15 protein-coding genes are annotated in these 17973 nt (G+C 45.3%); 10 read left to right on the top strand and 5 right to left on the bottom strand.

Going from position 1 to position 17973, the window contains the following annotated elements; translation table 11 throughout:
• The first annotated feature begins 3 nt into the window (after positions 1-3).
• On the top strand, positions 4-1416 hold the full coding sequence (locus tag QI63_RS00940) for an MATE family efflux transporter (protein WP_044013053.1): 1413 nt from the start codon (positions 4-6) through the stop codon (positions 1414-1416).
• Here the strand turns inward: QI63_RS00940 and QI63_RS13185 are convergent.
• On the bottom strand, positions 1358-1825 hold the full coding sequence (locus QI63_RS13185) for a GNAT family N-acetyltransferase (RefSeq protein WP_044013051.1): 468 nt from the start codon (positions 1823-1825) through the stop codon (positions 1358-1360). The genes QI63_RS00940 and QI63_RS13185 overlap by 59 nt on opposite strands.
• A 374-nt stretch (positions 1826-2199) precedes the next feature.
• Here QI63_RS13185 and QI63_RS00925 point away from each other — a divergent pair, with 374 nt between their 5' ends.
• From QI63_RS00925 to QI63_RS00905, 5 genes are all read left to right on the top strand, one after another.
• A complete protein-coding gene (locus QI63_RS00925) occupies positions 2200-2577 on the top strand; it encodes a hypothetical protein (RefSeq protein WP_044013049.1) in 378 nt (125 codons plus the stop codon).
• A 74-nt stretch (positions 2578-2651) separates the two neighbouring features.
• Positions 2652-3194 carry a PH domain-containing protein gene (locus tag QI63_RS00920; RefSeq protein ID WP_044013047.1) on the top strand — a complete coding sequence of 181 codons (543 nt, stop codon included), beginning with the start codon at positions 2652-2654 and terminating at the stop codon, positions 3192-3194.
• A 116-nt stretch (positions 3195-3310) separates the two neighbouring features.
• Entirely contained in the window at positions 3311-3751 is a 441-nt protein-coding gene (locus tag QI63_RS00915; protein ID WP_044013044.1) for a hypothetical protein, read from the top strand.
• A gap of 31 nt (positions 3752-3782) precedes the next feature.
• Positions 3783-5039, top strand: a complete 1257-nt coding sequence (locus tag QI63_RS00910) for a leucine-rich repeat domain-containing protein (RefSeq protein WP_044013042.1) — start codon at positions 3783-3785, stop codon at positions 5037-5039.
• Positions 5040-5049: 10 nt separating this feature from the next.
• Positions 5050-6042 (top strand): SEL1-like repeat protein, encoded by a 993-nt coding sequence (locus QI63_RS00905; RefSeq protein WP_052185440.1) that lies wholly within the window; start codon positions 5050-5052, stop codon positions 6040-6042.
• A gap of 151 nt (positions 6043-6193) precedes the next feature.
• On the opposite strand, the gene QI63_RS00900 is transcribed toward QI63_RS00905, so the two are convergent.
• Both QI63_RS00900 and QI63_RS00895 read right to left on the bottom strand, forming a co-directional pair.
• Positions 6194-7261: a GNAT family N-acetyltransferase gene (locus QI63_RS00900; protein ID WP_235619737.1), complete on the bottom strand. Its 1068-nt coding sequence runs from the start codon at positions 7259-7261 to the stop codon at positions 6194-6196.
• Positions 7245-8300, bottom strand: coding sequence for a hypothetical protein (locus QI63_RS00895; RefSeq protein ID WP_235619736.1), 1056 nt, complete (start codon positions 8298-8300; stop codon positions 7245-7247). The genes QI63_RS00900 and QI63_RS00895 overlap by 17 nt, the downstream gene beginning before the upstream one ends.
• Before the next feature lie 331 nt (positions 8301-8631).
• Between QI63_RS00895 and QI63_RS00890 the strand changes: the two genes are divergently transcribed.
• Entirely contained in the window at positions 8632-11049 is a 2418-nt protein-coding gene (locus QI63_RS00890; protein ID WP_044013039.1) for a Lon protease family protein, read from the top strand.
• Positions 11050-11068: 19 nt separating this feature from the next.
• A complete protein-coding gene (locus tag QI63_RS00885) occupies positions 11069-12805 on the top strand; it encodes a TrkH family potassium uptake protein (protein ID WP_044013036.1) in 1737 nt (578 codons plus the stop codon).
• A gap of 59 nt (positions 12806-12864) precedes the next feature.
• On the opposite strand, the gene QI63_RS13180 is transcribed toward QI63_RS00885, so the two are convergent.
• Together QI63_RS13180 and QI63_RS00870 are read right to left on the bottom strand one after the other, a co-directional pair.
• The gene (locus tag QI63_RS13180; RefSeq protein WP_235619735.1) at positions 12865-14358 is read right to left on the bottom strand and encodes an ATP-binding cassette domain-containing protein; all 1494 of its coding nucleotides are present in this window, start codon (positions 14356-14358) and stop codon (positions 12865-12867) included.
• Positions 14330-15352 (bottom strand): ABC transporter substrate-binding protein, encoded by a 1023-nt coding sequence (locus QI63_RS00870; protein WP_044013034.1) that lies wholly within the window; start codon positions 15350-15352, stop codon positions 14330-14332. The genes QI63_RS13180 and QI63_RS00870 overlap by 29 nt, the downstream gene beginning before the upstream one ends.
• A gap of 306 nt (positions 15353-15658) precedes the next feature.
• Here QI63_RS00870 and QI63_RS00865 point away from each other — a divergent pair, with 306 nt between their 5' ends.
• Both QI63_RS00865 and QI63_RS00860 read left to right on the top strand, forming a co-directional pair.
• Positions 15659-17113, top strand: coding sequence for a phospholipase D-like domain-containing protein (locus tag QI63_RS00865; RefSeq protein ID WP_235619734.1), 1455 nt, complete (start codon positions 15659-15661; stop codon positions 17111-17113).
• Between the two features lie 162 nt (positions 17114-17275).
• On the top strand, positions 17276-17968 hold the full coding sequence (locus QI63_RS00860; RefSeq protein WP_044013030.1) for a potassium channel family protein: 693 nt from the start codon (positions 17276-17278) through the stop codon (positions 17966-17968).
• Positions 17969-17973: the final 5 nt, after the last annotated feature.

The raw sequence follows: 17973 nt of genomic DNA, 5'->3' as shown, positions 1-17973 counted from the left end.
TTTATGGAAACGGAAAAACAACGGACACAGATTTTAAACGATAATCTCTGGAAGATTTTAATAGATTTTTCATGGCCGGCAGTTATTGCGATGTTTCTGCTTGGAGCGAATAATGTGCTTGATGGAATATTTGTCGGACGCTTTGCGGAAGAAGGTTCACTTGCAGGTATTTCCATTGCGCTGCCGCCGGTAATTGCGTTTACCGGCTTCGGGCTTCTGATAGGAACGGGAGCGGGTTCCCTATTAAGTATCGCGATCGGTGCGGAAGATACCGATATTCGGCGGCGGTTATTAGGGAATGTGAATGCGCTGGTGCTTATCGCTTCGGCAGCGGTAATGTTGGTGGGCTTTCGGTTTTCGCAGCCGCTGCTTTTTGCGATGGGCGGCAGAGGAAAGGAACTGATGCTCGGTGATGTGTATTACCGGACACTTTTATGGGGGGCACTTCCTTGGATATATACCGTTGCACTCAATACGCTTATCCGCGCCGAAGGTAAAATGAAAACCGCATCCGTCATCATGGCTATCGGTTTGGCGGTAAACGGACTTTCAAACTATGTGTTGATGGTTTTGTTCAAGCAGGGCATAAAAGGCGCTGCACTCGGTACGAACATCGGTATGATTGTGCAGTCGTTGATCTGTATGCTGTATGTGAGCCGTTCACCGCTGGTACGGCAGGTTGTGAATTCCACGGATAACGGTGCATTCGTTTCTTCGTTGCAGCAAGCATGTGCAATCAGGTTGGACAAAGATATTGTCCGTACGATTATCCAGATGGGGCTGTCCGCTTTTATTATGCAAATTATGATGGTCTTGCAGAGTATGTTGGTGTTGAACGTTATTACCCGTTACGGCACTGCTCACGATATCGCTTTTTACGGCGTGGTTACTCGTCTGTTCAGTTTTGTCGTGCAACCGCTTGCCGGATTTATGATTGCGATGCCTCCCATCATCGGTATTAATTTCGGAGCAGCACAGCCTGAACGTGTGATTGCCGCATTTAAATGTTTTGTAACGGCTTCTTTCATACTCGTGCTCCCCTTTTGGATTTTTGCACTTACCATGCCCGAAGCGGCCGCCGGTGTCATGATGAACCGTGCATTGATTACCGCAGAAAACAGTATACAAATTAGGATCTTTATGGCGCTGCTGCCTGTGATGCCGCTCACGTTTTTAACGTTAAGCTTTTTCCCCGCAATCAATAAAGGTCTCAGTAGTTCCATAATTGCCCTTATGCAGCAGGTTGTGCTGTATGTTCCCGTGATGCTGCTGTTGCCCCGTTTTACCGGTGTCCGCGGTGTGTACTACGGTACGCTGTTCATCGAACTGGTAACGGCAATTCCGATCCTCATTTTAATTAAACGTGAATTCCGGCTGTTAAGAACGGGTATAACCCGCTGGGTAAAAGCGGAGTAATGGGATACTTTCTAACGCTCTTATCAAGAATTGCGCTGTTTTCAGGAGAATAGAATGGATCTTTCCCCACCTTCCAGTAACTCATTCTGAACAGCCCGCACTGCTCAAAGCCGAGTTTTTTGTATACGCGGAGGGCGGCTGTGTTGGCGGTTTTTACGAAGAGTGCGAAGCCGTGCGATTCTGCGCTGTGGGTATTGATGAGATGCGCAACGGCGGCTGCGGCTAATCCCCTGTTTCGATATGCGGGCAGGGTGTAGACGCCGCCGATTTGGAACCAGTGAAAGACCTGTGCGTTGGTTCCGGCCTTTGCGACGTATCTGTTCCGCTCAATAAAGCCGGTGTTAATTGGAATAGCAATCGCAATTAAGCTGCAGTGCAGGGACGATATCTCTTCCTGCAGTTTTGCCATTTAGCAATAGCTCTATTCTTATTTACTTATCCCCGTAATGGGAACCGCATTGAGCAATTTTTCGCACTATCACTCCTCGATAAGTTCATGTTCGGAAATATTCTTTCCTATTCGTATATCTGCGATTCTCTTATCAAGAATTGCGCTGTTTTCAGGAGAATAAAACGGATCCGCTTTCACTTCAAAAGGTATACGTCTTTCTCTTCCAAGTTTTTTCAGATAAATATTGGTTTAAACGAATGGAAATACAAAAATTTTAAAAATAGTGCTTGACAAACCAATAGGGGGGGGGGGGTATAATGGAAGAGAAGTTCACAAAACGAATGTTATTCGGAAAGGTGAATGAGTGAAGCGGAATAGACGGCAATATGCGAATGATGCGTTCTATTTGCTTCGGAGAAAGTATATTTTGGAGGAAAAAAAAGATTATGCAAAATCTTAGTGAATTGGATTTCTTAAAAGATGGTACAACTATTTTATCTGAAAATTACTCTTTTTATTCAAGAGATACAGGTGGTAATGAGGATAAAGCTTCATCACCTATGCATTTCGTAATATCAAGAATTGAAAAATCCATCATACTTACAGAAAAAGTTGATGGTTGTAAGCCTCAAGAAATTATTATCCAAGAGGGAAATTTTGCTTTCGACGAAGTGAATAAAGATTTGCTTGTTACTCGTGTATGCTTAGAAAAGAAGCCGAAAGCTTACATTTATATACTCAAAAACTTACATATAAAAAGTATTTCATAAATGAGGTTAAGAGAACCCTCTGAAAATGAAGTTTTTAGGAGTTCCCATTAATTATATGTAAAAGGGAGTAGCAAATGAAATCATTGGAAGCAATACAAGCAGAAATTCAAGCGTTAGGAGCAGTTGACCTATTCGGAACAAAAAAAGAAGTTCAATGCTTACCGGAAATAATGAAAGATACAGAGCATGTCCTCTATTTAACATCCGGTTTAATGAATGGAACAACATGGCTCATCGTATGCACGGAAGAAAGGATTATTTTACTTGATAAGGGGATGTTCTTCGGTATGAATCAGGTAGAAATGGCTTTGGATAAAATTAATTCCATATCATATAAAACAGGATTGATTTTCGGCGCGATTGAAATTTGGCACGGCGGTGCAAAAATGGTCATTGACAACTGTACCAAAGAGTTTGTCAAACCTTTTGTTGATACGGTTAATGTAGCAATAGAAAATTTAAAACGAAAGACATCCGCTGCTCAAGCTCCTGTACAAAGCGCTCCACAGCAGCTGGATATTGCTTCGCAGCTTGAACGGCTTAGTACGCTCGTCGAAAAAGGCTTTCTTTCAAAAGAAGAATTTGAAACGCAGAAACAAAAACTGTTGAATGCTTAGAACGCTTAACGGGAAGCTCTAACGAACCTAATCTTTTAGAGCTTCCTGAGTATTATTGATATTGTTTAGTTGACCTATCTGAATTATTGCAATTACCAATAAAAGGAGAAATGAAAATGCTAAAAAAAATATTGATTGTTGTTATCATTATAATTGCAATCATCGCCGGTTTATATTCGTGTGGCAAGAGAAAAATTTACAACACCATTATCGATACGGTAAAGAACGGATATTTTGAAGGGGTGCAAGAAAATGTTACTATCGGCGAGATGATGGATACGCTCTGTACACATTCTAAATGGGAATATACACCCAATACTGAAAGTGGGCTGGTATATGTTACCTATACTGGGACTATGCAAGGGCAACCGATAGTAATGCAATTTTTTGTTACCAACTTTGCCGGCGAGATGATGTTTCGATTGGATAGCTTTTCTTTAAACGGCGAAATAACTTCACGCGCAGATGATATTTTACGGACACCCAATCAAAGTGCTGAAATAGACATGATACCGTATGCATTGTACAAAGCATATCGTACGGTAAAGGGAAGATAAGAGCGATAGTGTTATGATAAAGGAGTTCACAATGAAAAAAACAATGATGCTTATTTTTGGGTTGCTGCTGATTGTCGGTAGTATTTTTGCAACAGAAAAGAATACAATCGTAAAAGAAAGTCCTGCGAGTGACTTTGAATATGACTTGAATGAGACGGAAGACGGCGTTGTTATTACCGGTTATCGCGGTAAAGGTGGGGATGTTATTATTCCTGCAGAAATTGAAGGGTATCCGGTTGTAGAATGTAATGGCACTTTTGATGGTGGTGGGTATGTAAGTATTACCTCAATTATCTTTCCCGATTCCATTACGAAGATTTCAAATCCCCGACTAAGAGATAGTGAAGCAGTTTTTAAAAATATGCAATCTTTGAAAAAAGTAATATTTCCCAAGCATTTAAAAGAAATACCGGCATATATGCTGTATGACTGTTATAATATAACTACAATACAATTACCCGCAGATGTTGAAATTATTGGAAGACGGGCATTTGGAAATCTAGCGATATCGGATATATATTTACCAAATACTGTACAAAAAATTGAGGACTATGCTTTTTCAAGATGTAGGAATCTTAAAATAGTTACGCTCCCATCATCATTAAAGGAGATTGCAGGATCTGTATTTTCCGAATGTAACAATATTGAAACATTGAACTTATCTGATGGTATTGAAAGTATCGATTCAAAGGCATTTGAAAATACTGCTATTAGAACATTGACGATTCCCTCATCGGTAAAGAAAATCGGCGAGAGCTCCTTTGCAAACTGCAAAAATCTTGAAACCCTTACGTTGTCAGACGGTATTGAAGAGATAGAATCATATGCTTTTAGGGGCACTGCTATCAAAAAACTGGTAATACCGCCGTCCGTAAAACGGATCGGGCAATGTGCTTTCGAGGAGTGTAAACAACTGGAATCGCTGGCTTTATCCGACGGTATCGAGACTATTGGTGCTTATGCTTTTTCTGAAACAGCGATCAAGATGCTTACCATACCGGTATCAGTAAAACGAATTGAAGCAGGAGCTTTTTCAGGAGGAACTTGGAGCGATACAAAACTTGAAACACTCATCATATCTGATGGTATTGAGTTTATTGGCAGGAGAGCATTTAGCAAGTCTCCCAACCTTACAAGTGTAACCTTACCGGAAAAGCAAATTAAATATGGAAATAAAGAATATAGCGACTATGCCGACTGTTTCAGTAATTGCCCTCAAATTCCTTTGAAAGACCGTAAAAAAATAAGAGATACCGGCTATACCGGCGGATTCAATGACGACAAATAAGGAATAGAGTATGCGGAAATTTACATTACAAACAACAGTGCTTTGTATCATACTTATTGCAGTAGCTTTCGTCGGCGGTTATTATGTAGGCCATTTTGTATGTGCAAAGCAAAGTATACAAAAACTATATGAGCAAGCTGATGCACTATTTACGAAAAAAGATAAAACGTTAGAAGATAGGCGGCAAGCGTTTTTTTATTATAAATTAGCAGCTGAGGGTGGACTTACCGAAGCACAATATTCGCTTGGGCTTTGTTATCTTAGACAAGACGGTACCGGAGAAAATGAAGAAGAAGCCTTTAACTGGTTTAGGAAAGCGGTACATGCGGAGGATGATATGACCGCATTGAGTCGCTTGCAGCAAGCAGCGGAAAAAGGCAACAAAAAAGCTCAGTACATTTTCGGCTTTTACTATCGGTATGGAAAAGGAGGAATTGTACAAGATGGAGGAGTTGTACAAGGTGATGAAACAGCTTTTAAATGGTATGAAAAAGCTGCAGAAGCTGGGCTTTCCTATGCTCAAAATACAGTCGGGTTTTGTTATTCTAATGGAATAGGTGTCTCTGTGAATGATGAAATGGCATTGCATTGGTATTACATTGCAGCTGATAATGGCGATACATGGGCGATAAATAATATAGGTGTATGCTATTCGAATGGAGAAGGTGGACTGCATAAAGATAAAAAAACCGCATTGGACTGGTTTCGTAAGGCTGCTGATAGCGGTAATGCTTTGGCTATGTCGAATATCGGTACGTATTATGAATATGGGGAAGGCGGGATCCGCAAAGATGAACAAAGAGCGCTGGAATGGCACCGTATGGCGGCTGATAACGGTAATGCTCGCGGTATGCGCAATGTCGGTATCTTTTATGAATACGGAAAAGGCGGATTGACAAAAGATTATTATGAGGCGCAACAGTGGTATCAGAAAGCAAATGAAAGAAGATATAGCGGAATTCAAGAAGACTTAGACAGAATTAGCGCAAAATTGAAAAAATAAACAGTAGCGATGATAACTTTGAAAATCACTTTTTATCAAAGCTGCAGACTAGGGACGATATCTCTTCCTGCAGCTTTGTCATTTAGCAAGAGCTCTATTCTTATTTACTTATCCCCGTAATGGGAACCGCATTGAGCAATTTTACGCACTATCACTCCTCGATAAGTTCATGTTCGGAGACATTCTTTCCTGTTCTTATATCTGCAATTCTCTTATCAAGTATTGCGCTGTTTTCAGGAGAATAGAATGGATCTTTCCCCGCCTTCCAATAACTCATTCTAAACAGCCCGCACTGCTCAAAGCCGAGCTTTTCGTATACGCGGAGAGCGGCTGTGTTGGCGGTTTTTACGAAGAGTGCGAAGCCGTGCGCTTCTGCGCTGTGGGTATTGATGAGATGCGCAACGGCTGCTGCGGCTAATCCTTTATTTCGGTATGCGGGCAGGGTATAGACGCCGCCGATTTGAAACCAGTGAAAGCCCTGCGCATTGGTTCCGGCCTTTGCGACAATGTGCCCGTCTGTTGAGACTTTGTAGATGTATTCGGCTGTAAGGCGGGCACGCAGCGACAGTTTACAGACGGCAGGGTTTATCGGGCGGCCTTCGTAGGCAACCTCGGTATTTTCATAATCGAGCTGGAGCGGGAAGAGTTCTGTAAGATCATTCTCCGTTGCGCGTTCAATCGACAGCGCGGCATTCAGCGTGGTATTCAGGTTTGACTCCGCTGTTTGAAAGAATGTATCCGTACAGGGTTTGGCGCACCGCATCAGGTAGTAATCTACGGCGGCATCCAGCAGGGCTGGTGTATGTTGCGCAGATACGGTTGCTGCAATCACCCGTTCAAAGAGAATCGTATGTTCGCGGATGCCCGCAACGGCGTGGAGTTCCCACTGGTGTTCGCTATAGAACACGTTCTCGTCTAAAAAGAACCTGCCGAAAGCTAAGACCGTTTCTTCTGGAATGTCCGTATCGATGCAGTGGAACAAAAGCCCATACGTGCTGAACAGTAAGACCCCGCAGCAGATTTTTTGCGGTTGCGGACAAGTTTGCCGTTGCGGGCAGGTATAGATAGCCGCCGCCTTTTTATACCGCGGAGCATAGTCGGGGTACAAGCAAAGCCGCAGCTGCTCTGCAAGATCGATGCAGCGGTATTCGTGCTGCCGCACGAATGCAGCCGCGTCATAGATAGTTTCCGGGGTGAGCAGTTCAAAACAGTAGTGCATACCGGTTAAATGCCGCGGCTGCTGCGGCTTTGTCCTGTCTGCCGATGCTGCGGCCGCTGCCTAAGAGTTCCGCTGCGAGGGCATCCTCTGCGCGCAGTTGTCCGAAGCCTGCGAGTTCGGGGTAGGGGCGGATGTAACAACAGAACGGCAGCGGACGCTCCGGCTGTGTGGGGGCAGTTGCCGGAGCGGCGGAAACAGCGGGAGCTGTCTCCGCCGAACCGTTTCCACCGGCACCTGCTGCTTGCTCTGATGCTGCATCAGATACGGCGGTAGTATCCGCTGCTGAATTGTCCTCAGGCAGAAGTTCCGGATTGTGTTCCCGCATGGTCTGTATCCATCCGTCTGGGGCGGACGGCAGCGGCTCTTCTTCGGAAAGGCTGAAAAACACACCGGCAAATACACCCGGATTTTCCGTACAAAAGTGCGCGGCTAAATCGGTATAGATTCCTTCCGCATATAAAAATATCCGTTTATTGCGTCCGTAACGTGCAACCGTTTGTTCGAGAAAGTCGGCAAAAAATGCAGCTGTCTGCGGGTCATCTTCTTTTGGTAAATACCGCTGCTCTTTTTTTCCGACGAGGTGCAGCAGCTTGCGGTAGAGTTCGATGCGCGGAATGACGCCGTGCGGTTTGAGTCTCGTGATTTCCGCAACGGTATAGCCTTGATCCGCCAAAAGAGAGGCAAGCGTTTCCGGCCGTTCGGCGTAGGGAAAGACTTCGGCAATAATTACCAGCGCTCTTTTATCGGCGCCGCCCTGCCGCTCAATCAACAATGCTTCGATAGGATTCCGCGAAGCGGATAGATTACTCGGAGAGGAAGAATCAGGTAAGGTTGAAACGGCGGTTTGTTCGGCTCTACCTTTATCGGTACCGGCGTTTGTTTTATCGGTTAATTCGATCGAACGGACGGTCAGCGGATATTCGGTTCTGATACTTGCTTCCGGCGCAAATCTGAATGCGCAATATGCTACTCCGCAAAAAAGGCACAATAACACAATGCGCAACATCATCGATGCGATGCCGTAAAAATCGTTCAGCATCCCTTGGAAAAACGCAATCAGCCGTATTATTTCCGAAAGGCAGACAATCAGTACAAAGAGAACGAGAATAAAAAGATAGAGGACTATTCCCTGTCCGATGATAATGCAGATACAGACAAAGAGGCTCAGAAAAGGTAGAATAGGAATTGCACGGCCTTTTTTAAGTTTTTTGAAAACGGGCGCAGTAATACCGGCAGTAAGAGGAGCAGAACGACAAGCTCGCTTAGTAACAGATCGGTCATATTTTTTCCTTTTAGGACACTCTAAAAACTATACTTGAGTTTTTAGAGTTGCCTTTTGTATCTCATAATCATTGAGGAGAGTGAAGCTATTGAATACATCATCAACGTCAAATATCCCGCAGCAGGCTTCGGCACAGGAGCTTCCGCTTTCAGAAATTCAATTCAATATACCGGAATCGAAAATCGCCGCATTAAAAACAAAGGCGCCGCATAAGCCGATTGTCGGACAGCTCCGCGCGGTGTCCGCATTGGAACTCGGTTTAAGTATTCGGGACGACGGCTACAACATTTTTATTATGGGAGCGCCGGGAACAGGCCGCCGGACGGTTCTCTCTTCGCTGCTCAAGGACTATAAACCAAATACCGCCGCCTTGCAAGATATTGCGTATGCGCATAACTACCGGCATCCGGCGGAACCGATCGCGCTGTTTTTTCCGGCAGGGGAGGGCAAGAAGTTTCAGCACAGCCTCAAGAATGCAATTGAAGCGCTCTATAAACAGGCGCTGCAGATTGAAAAGTCGGAGAATTTTTTGTCTGCTCAAAAGAAGATTATGTCGGCGGTTGACAGCGACGAAAATTCTCTGCTTGCAAATTTTGAAGTAACGATGCTGTCGCGGGGATTTAAACTCTTGCAGCTGAAAGACGATTCCAATCAATCCGTCGATTTGATTCCGCTCATTAAAGGAAAAGAGGTTCCGTTCGGTGAGCTGCAGCTGCTGGTAGCGCGGAAGAAGTTTTCCGAACAAGCGCTCAACGATTTGCGTGAAACATATTACCGCTCGCTCGATGAGCTGGCTGATCTTTTTGCCCTGTTGCGGAAAAACCGAACGGAGGCGGAAGAAAAACTCAAGCAGCTGTACATCGATTTACTTAAACCGATTATCGCGGCGGAGCTTGAGCAGCCTCGTGCGCTGCTGAACGGCTATCCTGCCGAAACCGATATACAGAAAAAACACAATGAAAAGATTGCGTCTTTTTTAAAAAAGACCGAGACGGATTTGATTGCCCGTGCCGTGATGTATGCAGCGCCGTTTAAGTCTCCGCGGCACAAGAAAGCTTTTTTCGGGCGGTATGCAATCAATTTGATTTGCGAAAATACGGAGGATAAATCCTACGTTATCGACGAAAACCAGCCGAATTTTTCCAATCTTTTCGGGACAATCGAGGGGCACGGTGATGAAGAAGACGGACTGCTGAACGGCCATTTACGGCTGCGTGGAGGAGCGGTACACCGTGCCTTAGGCGGCTTTTTGGTGCTGCGGCTGAAAGACCTTTTGGAAGAAGAAGATTCGTGGGTGTATTTAAAGCGGGTACTGCAGTCGGGACGTATCGCCGTGCAAGCGCCGCCCGCCGGTACCCATACGCCTTCGCTTTTAAAGCCCGAACCGGTTCCTGCACAGCTGAAGGTTATCATCATCGGCGGCGAATATTCCTATGAGATTCTCTATCAAGAGGATCCCGACTTTTATAAGCTGTTCAAGGTATGTGCCGAATTCGATTCGGTGATGCCGCTGACGGATGAAAACTTGGCCGCCGTCTTGGCGCTCATCGAAACCTTTGTAAAAGACCGGCATTCGCTGCCGTTCAGCGATTCGGGGTATGCGAAGTTGCTTGCCTATGCGGTTGAACTTTCGGAGAGTCGGCATTTGATTTCCGCTCAGTTTACGAAGATTGCGGATTTTGTTGCGGAGGCGAATTATACGGCGAAGCAGCAATCGTGCGAGCTTATCACCGATGAGATCATTACCAAAACAATCGAGCGGCGGCATTACCTTGCAGCCTTACCCGAAGAAAAATTTGCCGAGATGGTGCAGCTCAAAGAAATTTTAATCGACACCTCCGGCGCCGCAGTGGGAAAAATCAACGGGCTTGCCGTAGAGGAGCGCGGCTTCCATACCTTCGGCATACCGGTGAGCGTTACCGCGCAAGCCTCTCCGGGTACTGCCGGTATTATCAATATCGAGCGGGAGGCGGGGCTTTCCGGCGAAATTTACGATAAGGCGCACCTCATCATCAGCTCGATTCTCCGGCAAAAATACGCGCCTGATTTTCCGCTGTCGATTTCCGCTGCAATCTGCTTTGAACAATCCTACGGTATGATCGACGGAGACTCCGCTTCCTGCGCCGAGCTTTTCACGCTGCTTTCCGCAATCGGGGGCATCCCGCTCAGGCAGGATATCGCGGTAACCGGCAGTTTGAATCAACTCGGTATGGTGCAGCCGGTGGGCGGTATTTCGGAAAAGATAACCGGCTTTTTCGACACCTGCGCGATTCTCGGGCTTACCGGCACGCAAGGTGTGATGATTCCTCAGGGTAATAAGAACAATCTCTTTTTGCCGGAGCGCGTCATCAACGCTATCGCCGAAAAGCGGTTTAGAATATGGGCGGTCAGCAATATCGATGAAGGTATCGAGCTCTTGAGCGGTATGAATACGGCGGATGTTACCGTGCGCGTTTCTGCCGCGCTGCGCGACTTTGCGGAAAAAGTGAAAGCATTTAGAAAATAGAAAAAAGGATTGGACTGATATGAATACCATAGTAACCAAACTCCGTGCAAATCTTTCAGGCGTTGCCTTTATACTTAGTTTAGCGCTGTTGTTTCTGCAGCAGTTCTATGCTTCCCTCGCCGCTACTATCGTTATCCACACACTTGATGCTGTGATCTTGCTTCTTATTATTGCAGAAACGTTTTTGCCGATGCGGCATGAAAAATACTTTCAGCAATATTTTCAAAAACATGCGGCACTCTGTGTAAGCACCGTCCTTTTTTGTGCCGCCTTTATCTTTTTTAAAATAAAGATCGGTTTTATTCCTTCATCGCCGGAACTGATTCTAATGTTTGCGCTTATAAAAAATATTTTCCTGTTCGGTAAGATCATCAAAAATACTGCGGACACTGCGGGAGGCACTGAACGAGTGATGCTGAACCCTGCAGGAACTTTGCTCGTTTCGTTTTTTATGGTCATCATTACCGGAACTTTTTTGCTGATGCTTCCGGCTGCGACTCCCGGTACCGACCACTTGGATTTTTTGACGGCGTTATTTACCGCTACCTCTGCAGTCTGCGTTACCGGTTTGAGCATTATCAATGTCGCAACGGAATTGACAACGGTCGGCAAGGTTATCCTTATTTTGCTTATTCAGATTGGCGGACTCGGTATTATGGTGTTTTCGTTTTTCGGGATGCTTGCTTTTAGACGTAAACTGTCTATAGCAGAAAAATTAACCGTTTCGTATATGGTGAGCGAAGATGATATGTCGGGATTGTTTAAAGCACTTCGCGTTATCGTGGGTTCTACATTTTTGGTTGAAGCAATCAGCGCCGGATTTTTGTACCTCGGATTTTCCCGTACGATGGGAGTATCGGTCGAGACACTCGGTTTTGCAGCGTTCCATGCGGTATCGGCATTTTGTAATGCCGGTTTTGCACTCTTCCCGAATAATCTCGAATCTTTTACCGGTGATCCCATTATCAGTTTAACAATCAGTTTTACGATTATCCTCGGCGGTATCGGCTTTGCAGTTATGTACGATACGGTACGCAAAATAAAAACCGAAACACAAAATGTGTTTAAGAAGAAAAAGACAACATTTTTTCTTCCGCTCAATACGCAGATCGTGCTGGTAATGACCGCGGGTGCGCTCTTTATCTCTTTTGCAGCGTTTTATTTGTTGGAACATACCCATGCAATGAAGGATTTCTCTCTGCATGAGCAATATCTCGGTGCCTTCTTCCAAGCGGTTACGCTGCGGACGGCTGGCTTTTCAACGGTGTCCTTTGCTTCGCTGACTAATGCAACGTTGCTGATGATGATTTTTGTGATGTTTGTCGGCGGCGCTTCGGGCAGTACGGCGGGCGGTATTAAGTTGAACACCGTTGCAGTGGTTTTTGCATTTTTCCGCTCGTTCTTAAAAAACGATCGAACAGTCATCATCAAAAAAATGTCGATACCCGATGAGCAGGTAAAAAAAGCTTTTCTTATCCTCGGTTTCGGTTTGACGATTGTGTCCGCTGCCATATTTGTATTGACGGTAACCGAATCGCTGCCGTTTTTACCCATGGCCTTTGAAACGGTTTCCGCTTTTGCAACCGTAGGACTTTCTACCGGTATCACGGCGCAGTTCAGCATTGCCGGTAAACTGATATTGATCTTCCTCATGTTTATCGGCAGGGGAGGGCCGCTTACCATTCTCACTGCTGCCGGAAAAAAGGAAGGCAGCGATACCGTCGAATATCCGTACGGCGCTATTTCGATCGGGTAAAGTTTGAACTTGATACGGCCTTTTGCTTTAGTCTAAGAGAAGTGAAGTGGTAGCGTTTATCAATGACCGTTGGGAACATCCAGCGTAATGCCTTCGATAAGCTGTGTGAATACCGGGTCGTGCGTTACACATAGGACTGTCCGCCGTTGCTGCCGAACAATACGGGAAAACACTCTCGCCGCTGCCTTTTTTGTTTCGGGATCGAGGGAGTCAAAGGCCTCGTCGAGGAGCAAAATTTCCGAAGGGTAGGCGAGTGCACGGGCTAAACTGACCCGCCGCTGCATACCGCCGGAAAGCTCCGCCGGTAGAAAATGCTCAAACCCTTGTAAGCCGAACATCTGTAAATATTGCCGTGCAATACGCTTTGCCTTTTCTGTTCCGTAATCCGGCGGCAGTATATAGCGGATATTCTGTTCTGCGGTGAGGTGTGGGATAAGCCGTAGGTCTTGATAGGCAAAACCGATTTTCGCATTGGACGGCAATATGCGTATCGTTCCGCGTTGAGGATGCAGAAAACCTGCAATTAAAAAAAGCAGCGTTGTTTTGCCTCTGCCGGAGCGCCCGAGGATATAATTTATCCGCGCAGGTTTAACCTCAAGTGAAAAAGATTGAAACACCGGTACCGATTCAAAATTAAAAGAGATACGGTCAATATGTATTTCGGCAGCTTGTTTGCCGATATCTGCATATACATCAGTATCGGAGTATTCTTCGGTGTCGACAGGCGTATCGGAGAAAGCGATATCCGCTGTCTGCATCGCTTTACGGGCTTTATTATATGAAAGGATACGTTTTGCTGCCTGCTCCATAAGAGCGGCAAAGACGATCACAATGATTCCCCACCCGAAAATCGTTGCGGTATCCAACTGAGCACGCGCAATCTGGAACTCCGTACCGATGCCTCGCCGTGGCTGGCTGAGTACTTCGGCAGTAACCATAACCTTTACCAACAACCCCAGCGTTGCGGAATATGCGGTGAGTGTAAACGGCCTAATGGAAGGAATGTACAGCTGTTTGAGTTTGCGCACGAAGGAGACTTGGAAACCGGTAGACATTTGGATAAGACGAATGTCGATGTTTTTAACGCCGTTTACCACGCCGCGGTACAGCAGCGGCAGCGCGATAAGACTTGCAACAAAAATAGGGGTGATCTCGGAATTAAACCATATCAGCGAGAGGAGCAGGACACCCATTGTCGGGACGGCACGCATGGCAGTTTCAAAAGGGCTGAGCGCTGCTTCGATTCGCGCGGACACGCCGGCTGCAATCCCCAGTAAAAAAGCAATAACGGTATCTATAGCGATCGTTGCCGCAATACGTAAAAGCGTTGCAGCAACGGTTAAAAAGAAATCTTCTTTAGTAAGGATATCGGCCGTAGCGGCAGCAATGGCTTCGAGTCTCGGTACAATGAGCGGCTGTGCTATCAGCATGGCTGTCAACTGCCATAGTCCCAGTCCCACGGCGAGGCCGCAGAGCCGGTATACTGTCCGAGTTCGGTTCTTACCGTTGCCGCGGCCCGTATCGCTATTTTGCTGTGGTGTAGTAGAAATCATCCTGAGGCATAGCTCCGCCGATAAATTTCGGATCAGCCTTATATAGAATGGAAAAATATCTCTCAAGAGCAGGACGGGTTTGTTCGGCGTTCACAAACTGCATATTCATCCGGCCTATTCCTTTTGCAATAAGCGGCGCTTGAATACCTTTTTGCAGCTTTGCGGTTGCTTCGCCCGCTTGCTTGGGGTTTTCTTTTGCCCAGTTAATCGATTGTTCCAGTTGAGCTAAGAAGCGAGCAGCGTAATCGGGATGATTTTCGATAAGGCTTTTTTGCACGACCACAACCGCCTGCGGATAGGAGCTGTCGCCGCCGAGTTTTTCTTTCCAAGCGTTCTGTACGTCGAGGAATACCTTTGTTCCGGGTTTTTTAGTTAATACCATGCTAACCATCGGCTCAGGTAAAATAACAAAAGAGCCTTTTCCGCTGATAAAAGCAGCTGCCGCTTCTTGCCCGGACTGTACATAGTTAAAGGTTACGTCCTTATCGGGAGTAAGTCCGTAGGCATTTAAAAGCTCCCGTACCGTGACATCCGGAGTAAGACCTCTTCCGAAAGTGATAATTGTTTTTCCTCTTAAATCTTCGATAGAATTGACCGATTCCGAGGTAAGTCCGTAGAGAATTCCCCAAACAACAGCTCCTGCAAGTCGGACACCGGTACCTTTTGCGTATAAAATAGCGGAGAGGTTTGAAGGGACGATAGCGATATCCGCTTCCCCGGAAAGCAGCCGTGCTTGCAGCATATCGGGTGCTTGCAACACTTCATATTCCGTAACCGCGCCGTCGGCAACAGCGGTGTTGTCAACCGCCATTTTTGCAATACAAATTGCCGGAGCATTAGCGGGCACAACTACTTTTACAGTATAAGCTGCTTGAGCGGATGAATTGCCGGCCGATTCCGTCTGAACCGCCGTGGACGGCTCCTTTTTGCCGCCTGCACAGAGCATCGCGGCGATACAACAAAATAAAAACGCTATAGCATAGTGTTTTTTCATAATATACTCCTTAGATTTAATTTGTAAGCCTATTATAACATATTTGCTCAATCATGTATAGTTTGATTTTTGCGGAGAGTTTAATATGCAGGTGCTCTGCAGCGGGGTATGTTGATTATCCTCGCGTTTACATTTTGTGCTTAATCGGATACAGTTCCCATAAGCGAGGATAATACGAAAGGGAAAAAACGGAGAAAACGCAAAGGATTATATTTACTCAAAAAAGGCCGTAAGGGGCTTGTACGCGCGCTGTTTAGCCGGTTGGGGGTGTTCCTTGTCTTGTTAGGTTTGCAGGCGTTTATCTTGTTGAGCATTCCCTATCGGTTTAAAGAAATATTCCCTTACTATTCTATCGTAGAGTCTTTGTTTACCCTCGTTATGGTGCTGTATTTACTTAATTCGGATATTGACCCTACTGCAAAAATTACGTGGCTGGTGATCATTATGTTGCTGCCGGCATTCGGTGCTTTATTGTTTTGGTATACTCAAAGCGATCTGGGCAACCGTCTTGCACGGAAACGTCTTAATCATCTTTTTGCATTGACGCATGACAGTATCCTGCAAGATCCGCAGGTTGCCGATGCTCTTTCGCTACAAGATAAGGGCGCAGCGGCGCTCGCTCATTATCTGCGCCATACCGGGTGCCATCCCGTGTTTAATCAAACTGAGGTAACGTATTTTTCCTCCGGCAAAGCTAAATGGAAAGAAATGCTTGTTCAACTGAAACTGGCAAAGCATTTTATCTTTTTGGAATATTTTATTATAGAAGAAGGGGTGATGTGGGGAAGCGTGTTGGAAATATTGGCGCAAAAGGCAAAAGAGGGTGTAGATGTTCGAATCATGTATGACGGAACCTGCGAATTTTCTACGTTACCGCATGACTATCCTGAGCGTCTGAAAAAGTTGGGGATTAAATGCAAGATATTCGGGCGGCTTACTCCTTTTCTTTCAACACGCTATAATTATCGGGATCACCGTAAAATTCTGGTTATTGACGGAAGGGTTGCGTTTAACGGCGGCGTGAATTTAGCGGATGAGTATATCAATGTTGTGAATAAATACGGATATTGGAAAGATGCTGCCGTTATGCTGCAAGGTGCTGCGGTTAAGAGTTTTACATTGATGTTTTTGCAGTTGTGGAACCTGCACGAAAAAGAATGGAATTTTAATGAATATTTGAATGTTCCCGTCAAAGCCTTGCCGGTTTCCGCTGCCGGTTTTGTTATTCCGTACGGCGACAGTCCTGCTGATGAGAACAAAGTCGGTGAGAGTGTGTATATGGATATTCTGAACAGAGCGCACCGGTATGTACATATTATGTCGCCCTATCTCATTTTGGACGGGGAAATGGAAACGATGTTGAAGTTTGCAGCAGAGCGCGGTGTGGATGTTAAGCTGATTTTGCCGGGTATACCCGATAAGAAAGCTCCTTATGCATTGGCAAAAACACATTATGCTTCTTTGTTGGCTTCGGGAGTGCAGATTTATGAATATACACCGGGCTTTGTTCATGCAAAAGTTTTTGTGTGTGATGACCGGGAAGCCGTTGTCGGTACCATCAATTTGGATTACCGAAGTTTATATCATCATTTTGAATGCGCTACGTATTTATACGGTGTTGACTGTATCGAAGATATTGAAACGGATTACCAATCCGTATTAAAACAGTGTCGCGCAGTAACGGCTGAAACTGTCCGGCATGAAAAATGGACGGTTAAAGCTTCCGGCATTGTGCTTAAAGCTCTTGCACCATTGATGTAGAGGGCATCTCTAAAAACTCGGTTAGATTTTTAGAGATGCCCGACGAGTATTTTTTATAAATTTTTATACTGTAATAATTTATAAAAAATACATCGCAAATTAAATCTAAGGAAAATCTCTAAAAAACTGAAGTTTTTAGAGATTCCCTAAAAGGAGAATACGATGGATGTACAACAAAATTTTGCGGTTATCGGATTAGGTGAATTCGGTATTCGGATCTGTGAAATGCTGGCGGAGGGAGGCGGTTCGGTCGTGGCATTTGATCATGACGCACAGGCGGTCGATCGGGTAAAAAAAATTGTTCCGGCGGCAATGGTGATCGACACTACCGACGAAAATGCACTCAGAAAAGCTCCGCTCGACGATATCGATGTTGCGATTGTTGCAATCGGCGATAATAAGGAAGCAAGCATCCTAACAACAACATTGCTGAAGGAACGGGAAATTCCCTATATCGTAGCGCGGGCCGTTTCTCCGTTACATGCGATTGTATTGAAGCGGGTAGGAGCAAGTAGAGTATTAAAGATTGAAGAAGAATCTGCTTCCCGTATTGCAAACGAATTGATTAACCCTGAAGCGCTTAATTCGCTTTCCGTTGTCGAAGGATATGGAATCTGTGAGGTAAAGGTGCCGAAGTTCTTTATTGGGAAAACACTCTCGCAAGTTGCGCTCAAAGAAAAATTCAATATAACCTTAATCACGGTTGTCCGCCTTGAACTCGATATCGATACGGTCGGTAATCCTTTGAACCGCGAAGCGATGTATGAACCGGATGATAATCTTGAATTGCAAACAGGCGATAAACTCTTTGTTTTCGGCAGCCTCGAAAAGATTACGGAATTCAGAAATATCTAAATAAT

It is taken from the genome of Treponema sp. OMZ 838, from assembly GCF_000775995.1.
In the GTDB taxonomy this organism is placed as follows: domain Bacteria; phylum Spirochaetota; class Spirochaetia; order Treponematales; family Treponemataceae; genus Treponema.
Note: the sequence above shows the minus strand (reverse complement) of the source record. Positions and strands in the feature narration are given on the sequence as shown.

Bases quoted from the DNA above. Each gene is read 5' to 3' on its own strand.
- QI63_RS00860 (WP_044013030.1), top strand. From the start codon at position 17,276: ATGGATGTACAACAAAATTTTGCGGTTATCGGATTAGGTGAATTCGGT.
- QI63_RS00920 (WP_044013047.1), top strand. From the start codon at position 2,652: ATGAAATCATTGGAAGCAATACAAGCAGAAATTCAAGCGTTAGGAGCA.
- QI63_RS00895 (WP_235619736.1), bottom strand. From the start codon at position 8,300: ATGCTGAACGATTTTTACGGCATCGCATCGATGATGTTGCGCATTGTG.
- QI63_RS13180 (WP_235619735.1), bottom strand. From the start codon at position 14,358: ATGATTTCTACTACACCACAGCAAAATAGCGATACGGGCCGCGGCAAC.
- QI63_RS00900 (WP_235619737.1), bottom strand. From the start codon at position 7,261: ATGCACTACTGTTTTGAACTGCTCACCCCGGAAACTATCTATGACGCG.
- QI63_RS00925 (WP_044013049.1), top strand. From the start codon at position 2,200: ATGATGCGTTCTATTTGCTTCGGAGAAAGTATATTTTGGAGGAAAAAA.
- QI63_RS00885 (WP_044013036.1), top strand. From the start codon at position 11,069: ATGAATACCATAGTAACCAAACTCCGTGCAAATCTTTCAGGCGTTGCC.
- QI63_RS13185 (WP_044013051.1), bottom strand. From the start codon at position 1,825: ATGGCAAAACTGCAGGAAGAGATATCGTCCCTGCACTGCAGCTTAATT.
- QI63_RS00940 (WP_044013053.1), top strand. From the start codon at position 4: ATGGAAACGGAAAAACAACGGACACAGATTTTAAACGATAATCTCTGG.
- QI63_RS00910 (WP_044013042.1), top strand. From the start codon at position 3,783: ATGAAAAAAACAATGATGCTTATTTTTGGGTTGCTGCTGATTGTCGGT.
- QI63_RS00915 (WP_044013044.1), top strand. From the start codon at position 3,311: ATGCTAAAAAAAATATTGATTGTTGTTATCATTATAATTGCAATCATC.
- QI63_RS00905 (WP_052185440.1), top strand. From the start codon at position 5,050: ATGCGGAAATTTACATTACAAACAACAGTGCTTTGTATCATACTTATT.
- QI63_RS00870 (WP_044013034.1), bottom strand. From the start codon at position 15,352: ATGAAAAAACACTATGCTATAGCGTTTTTATTTTGTTGTATCGCCGCG.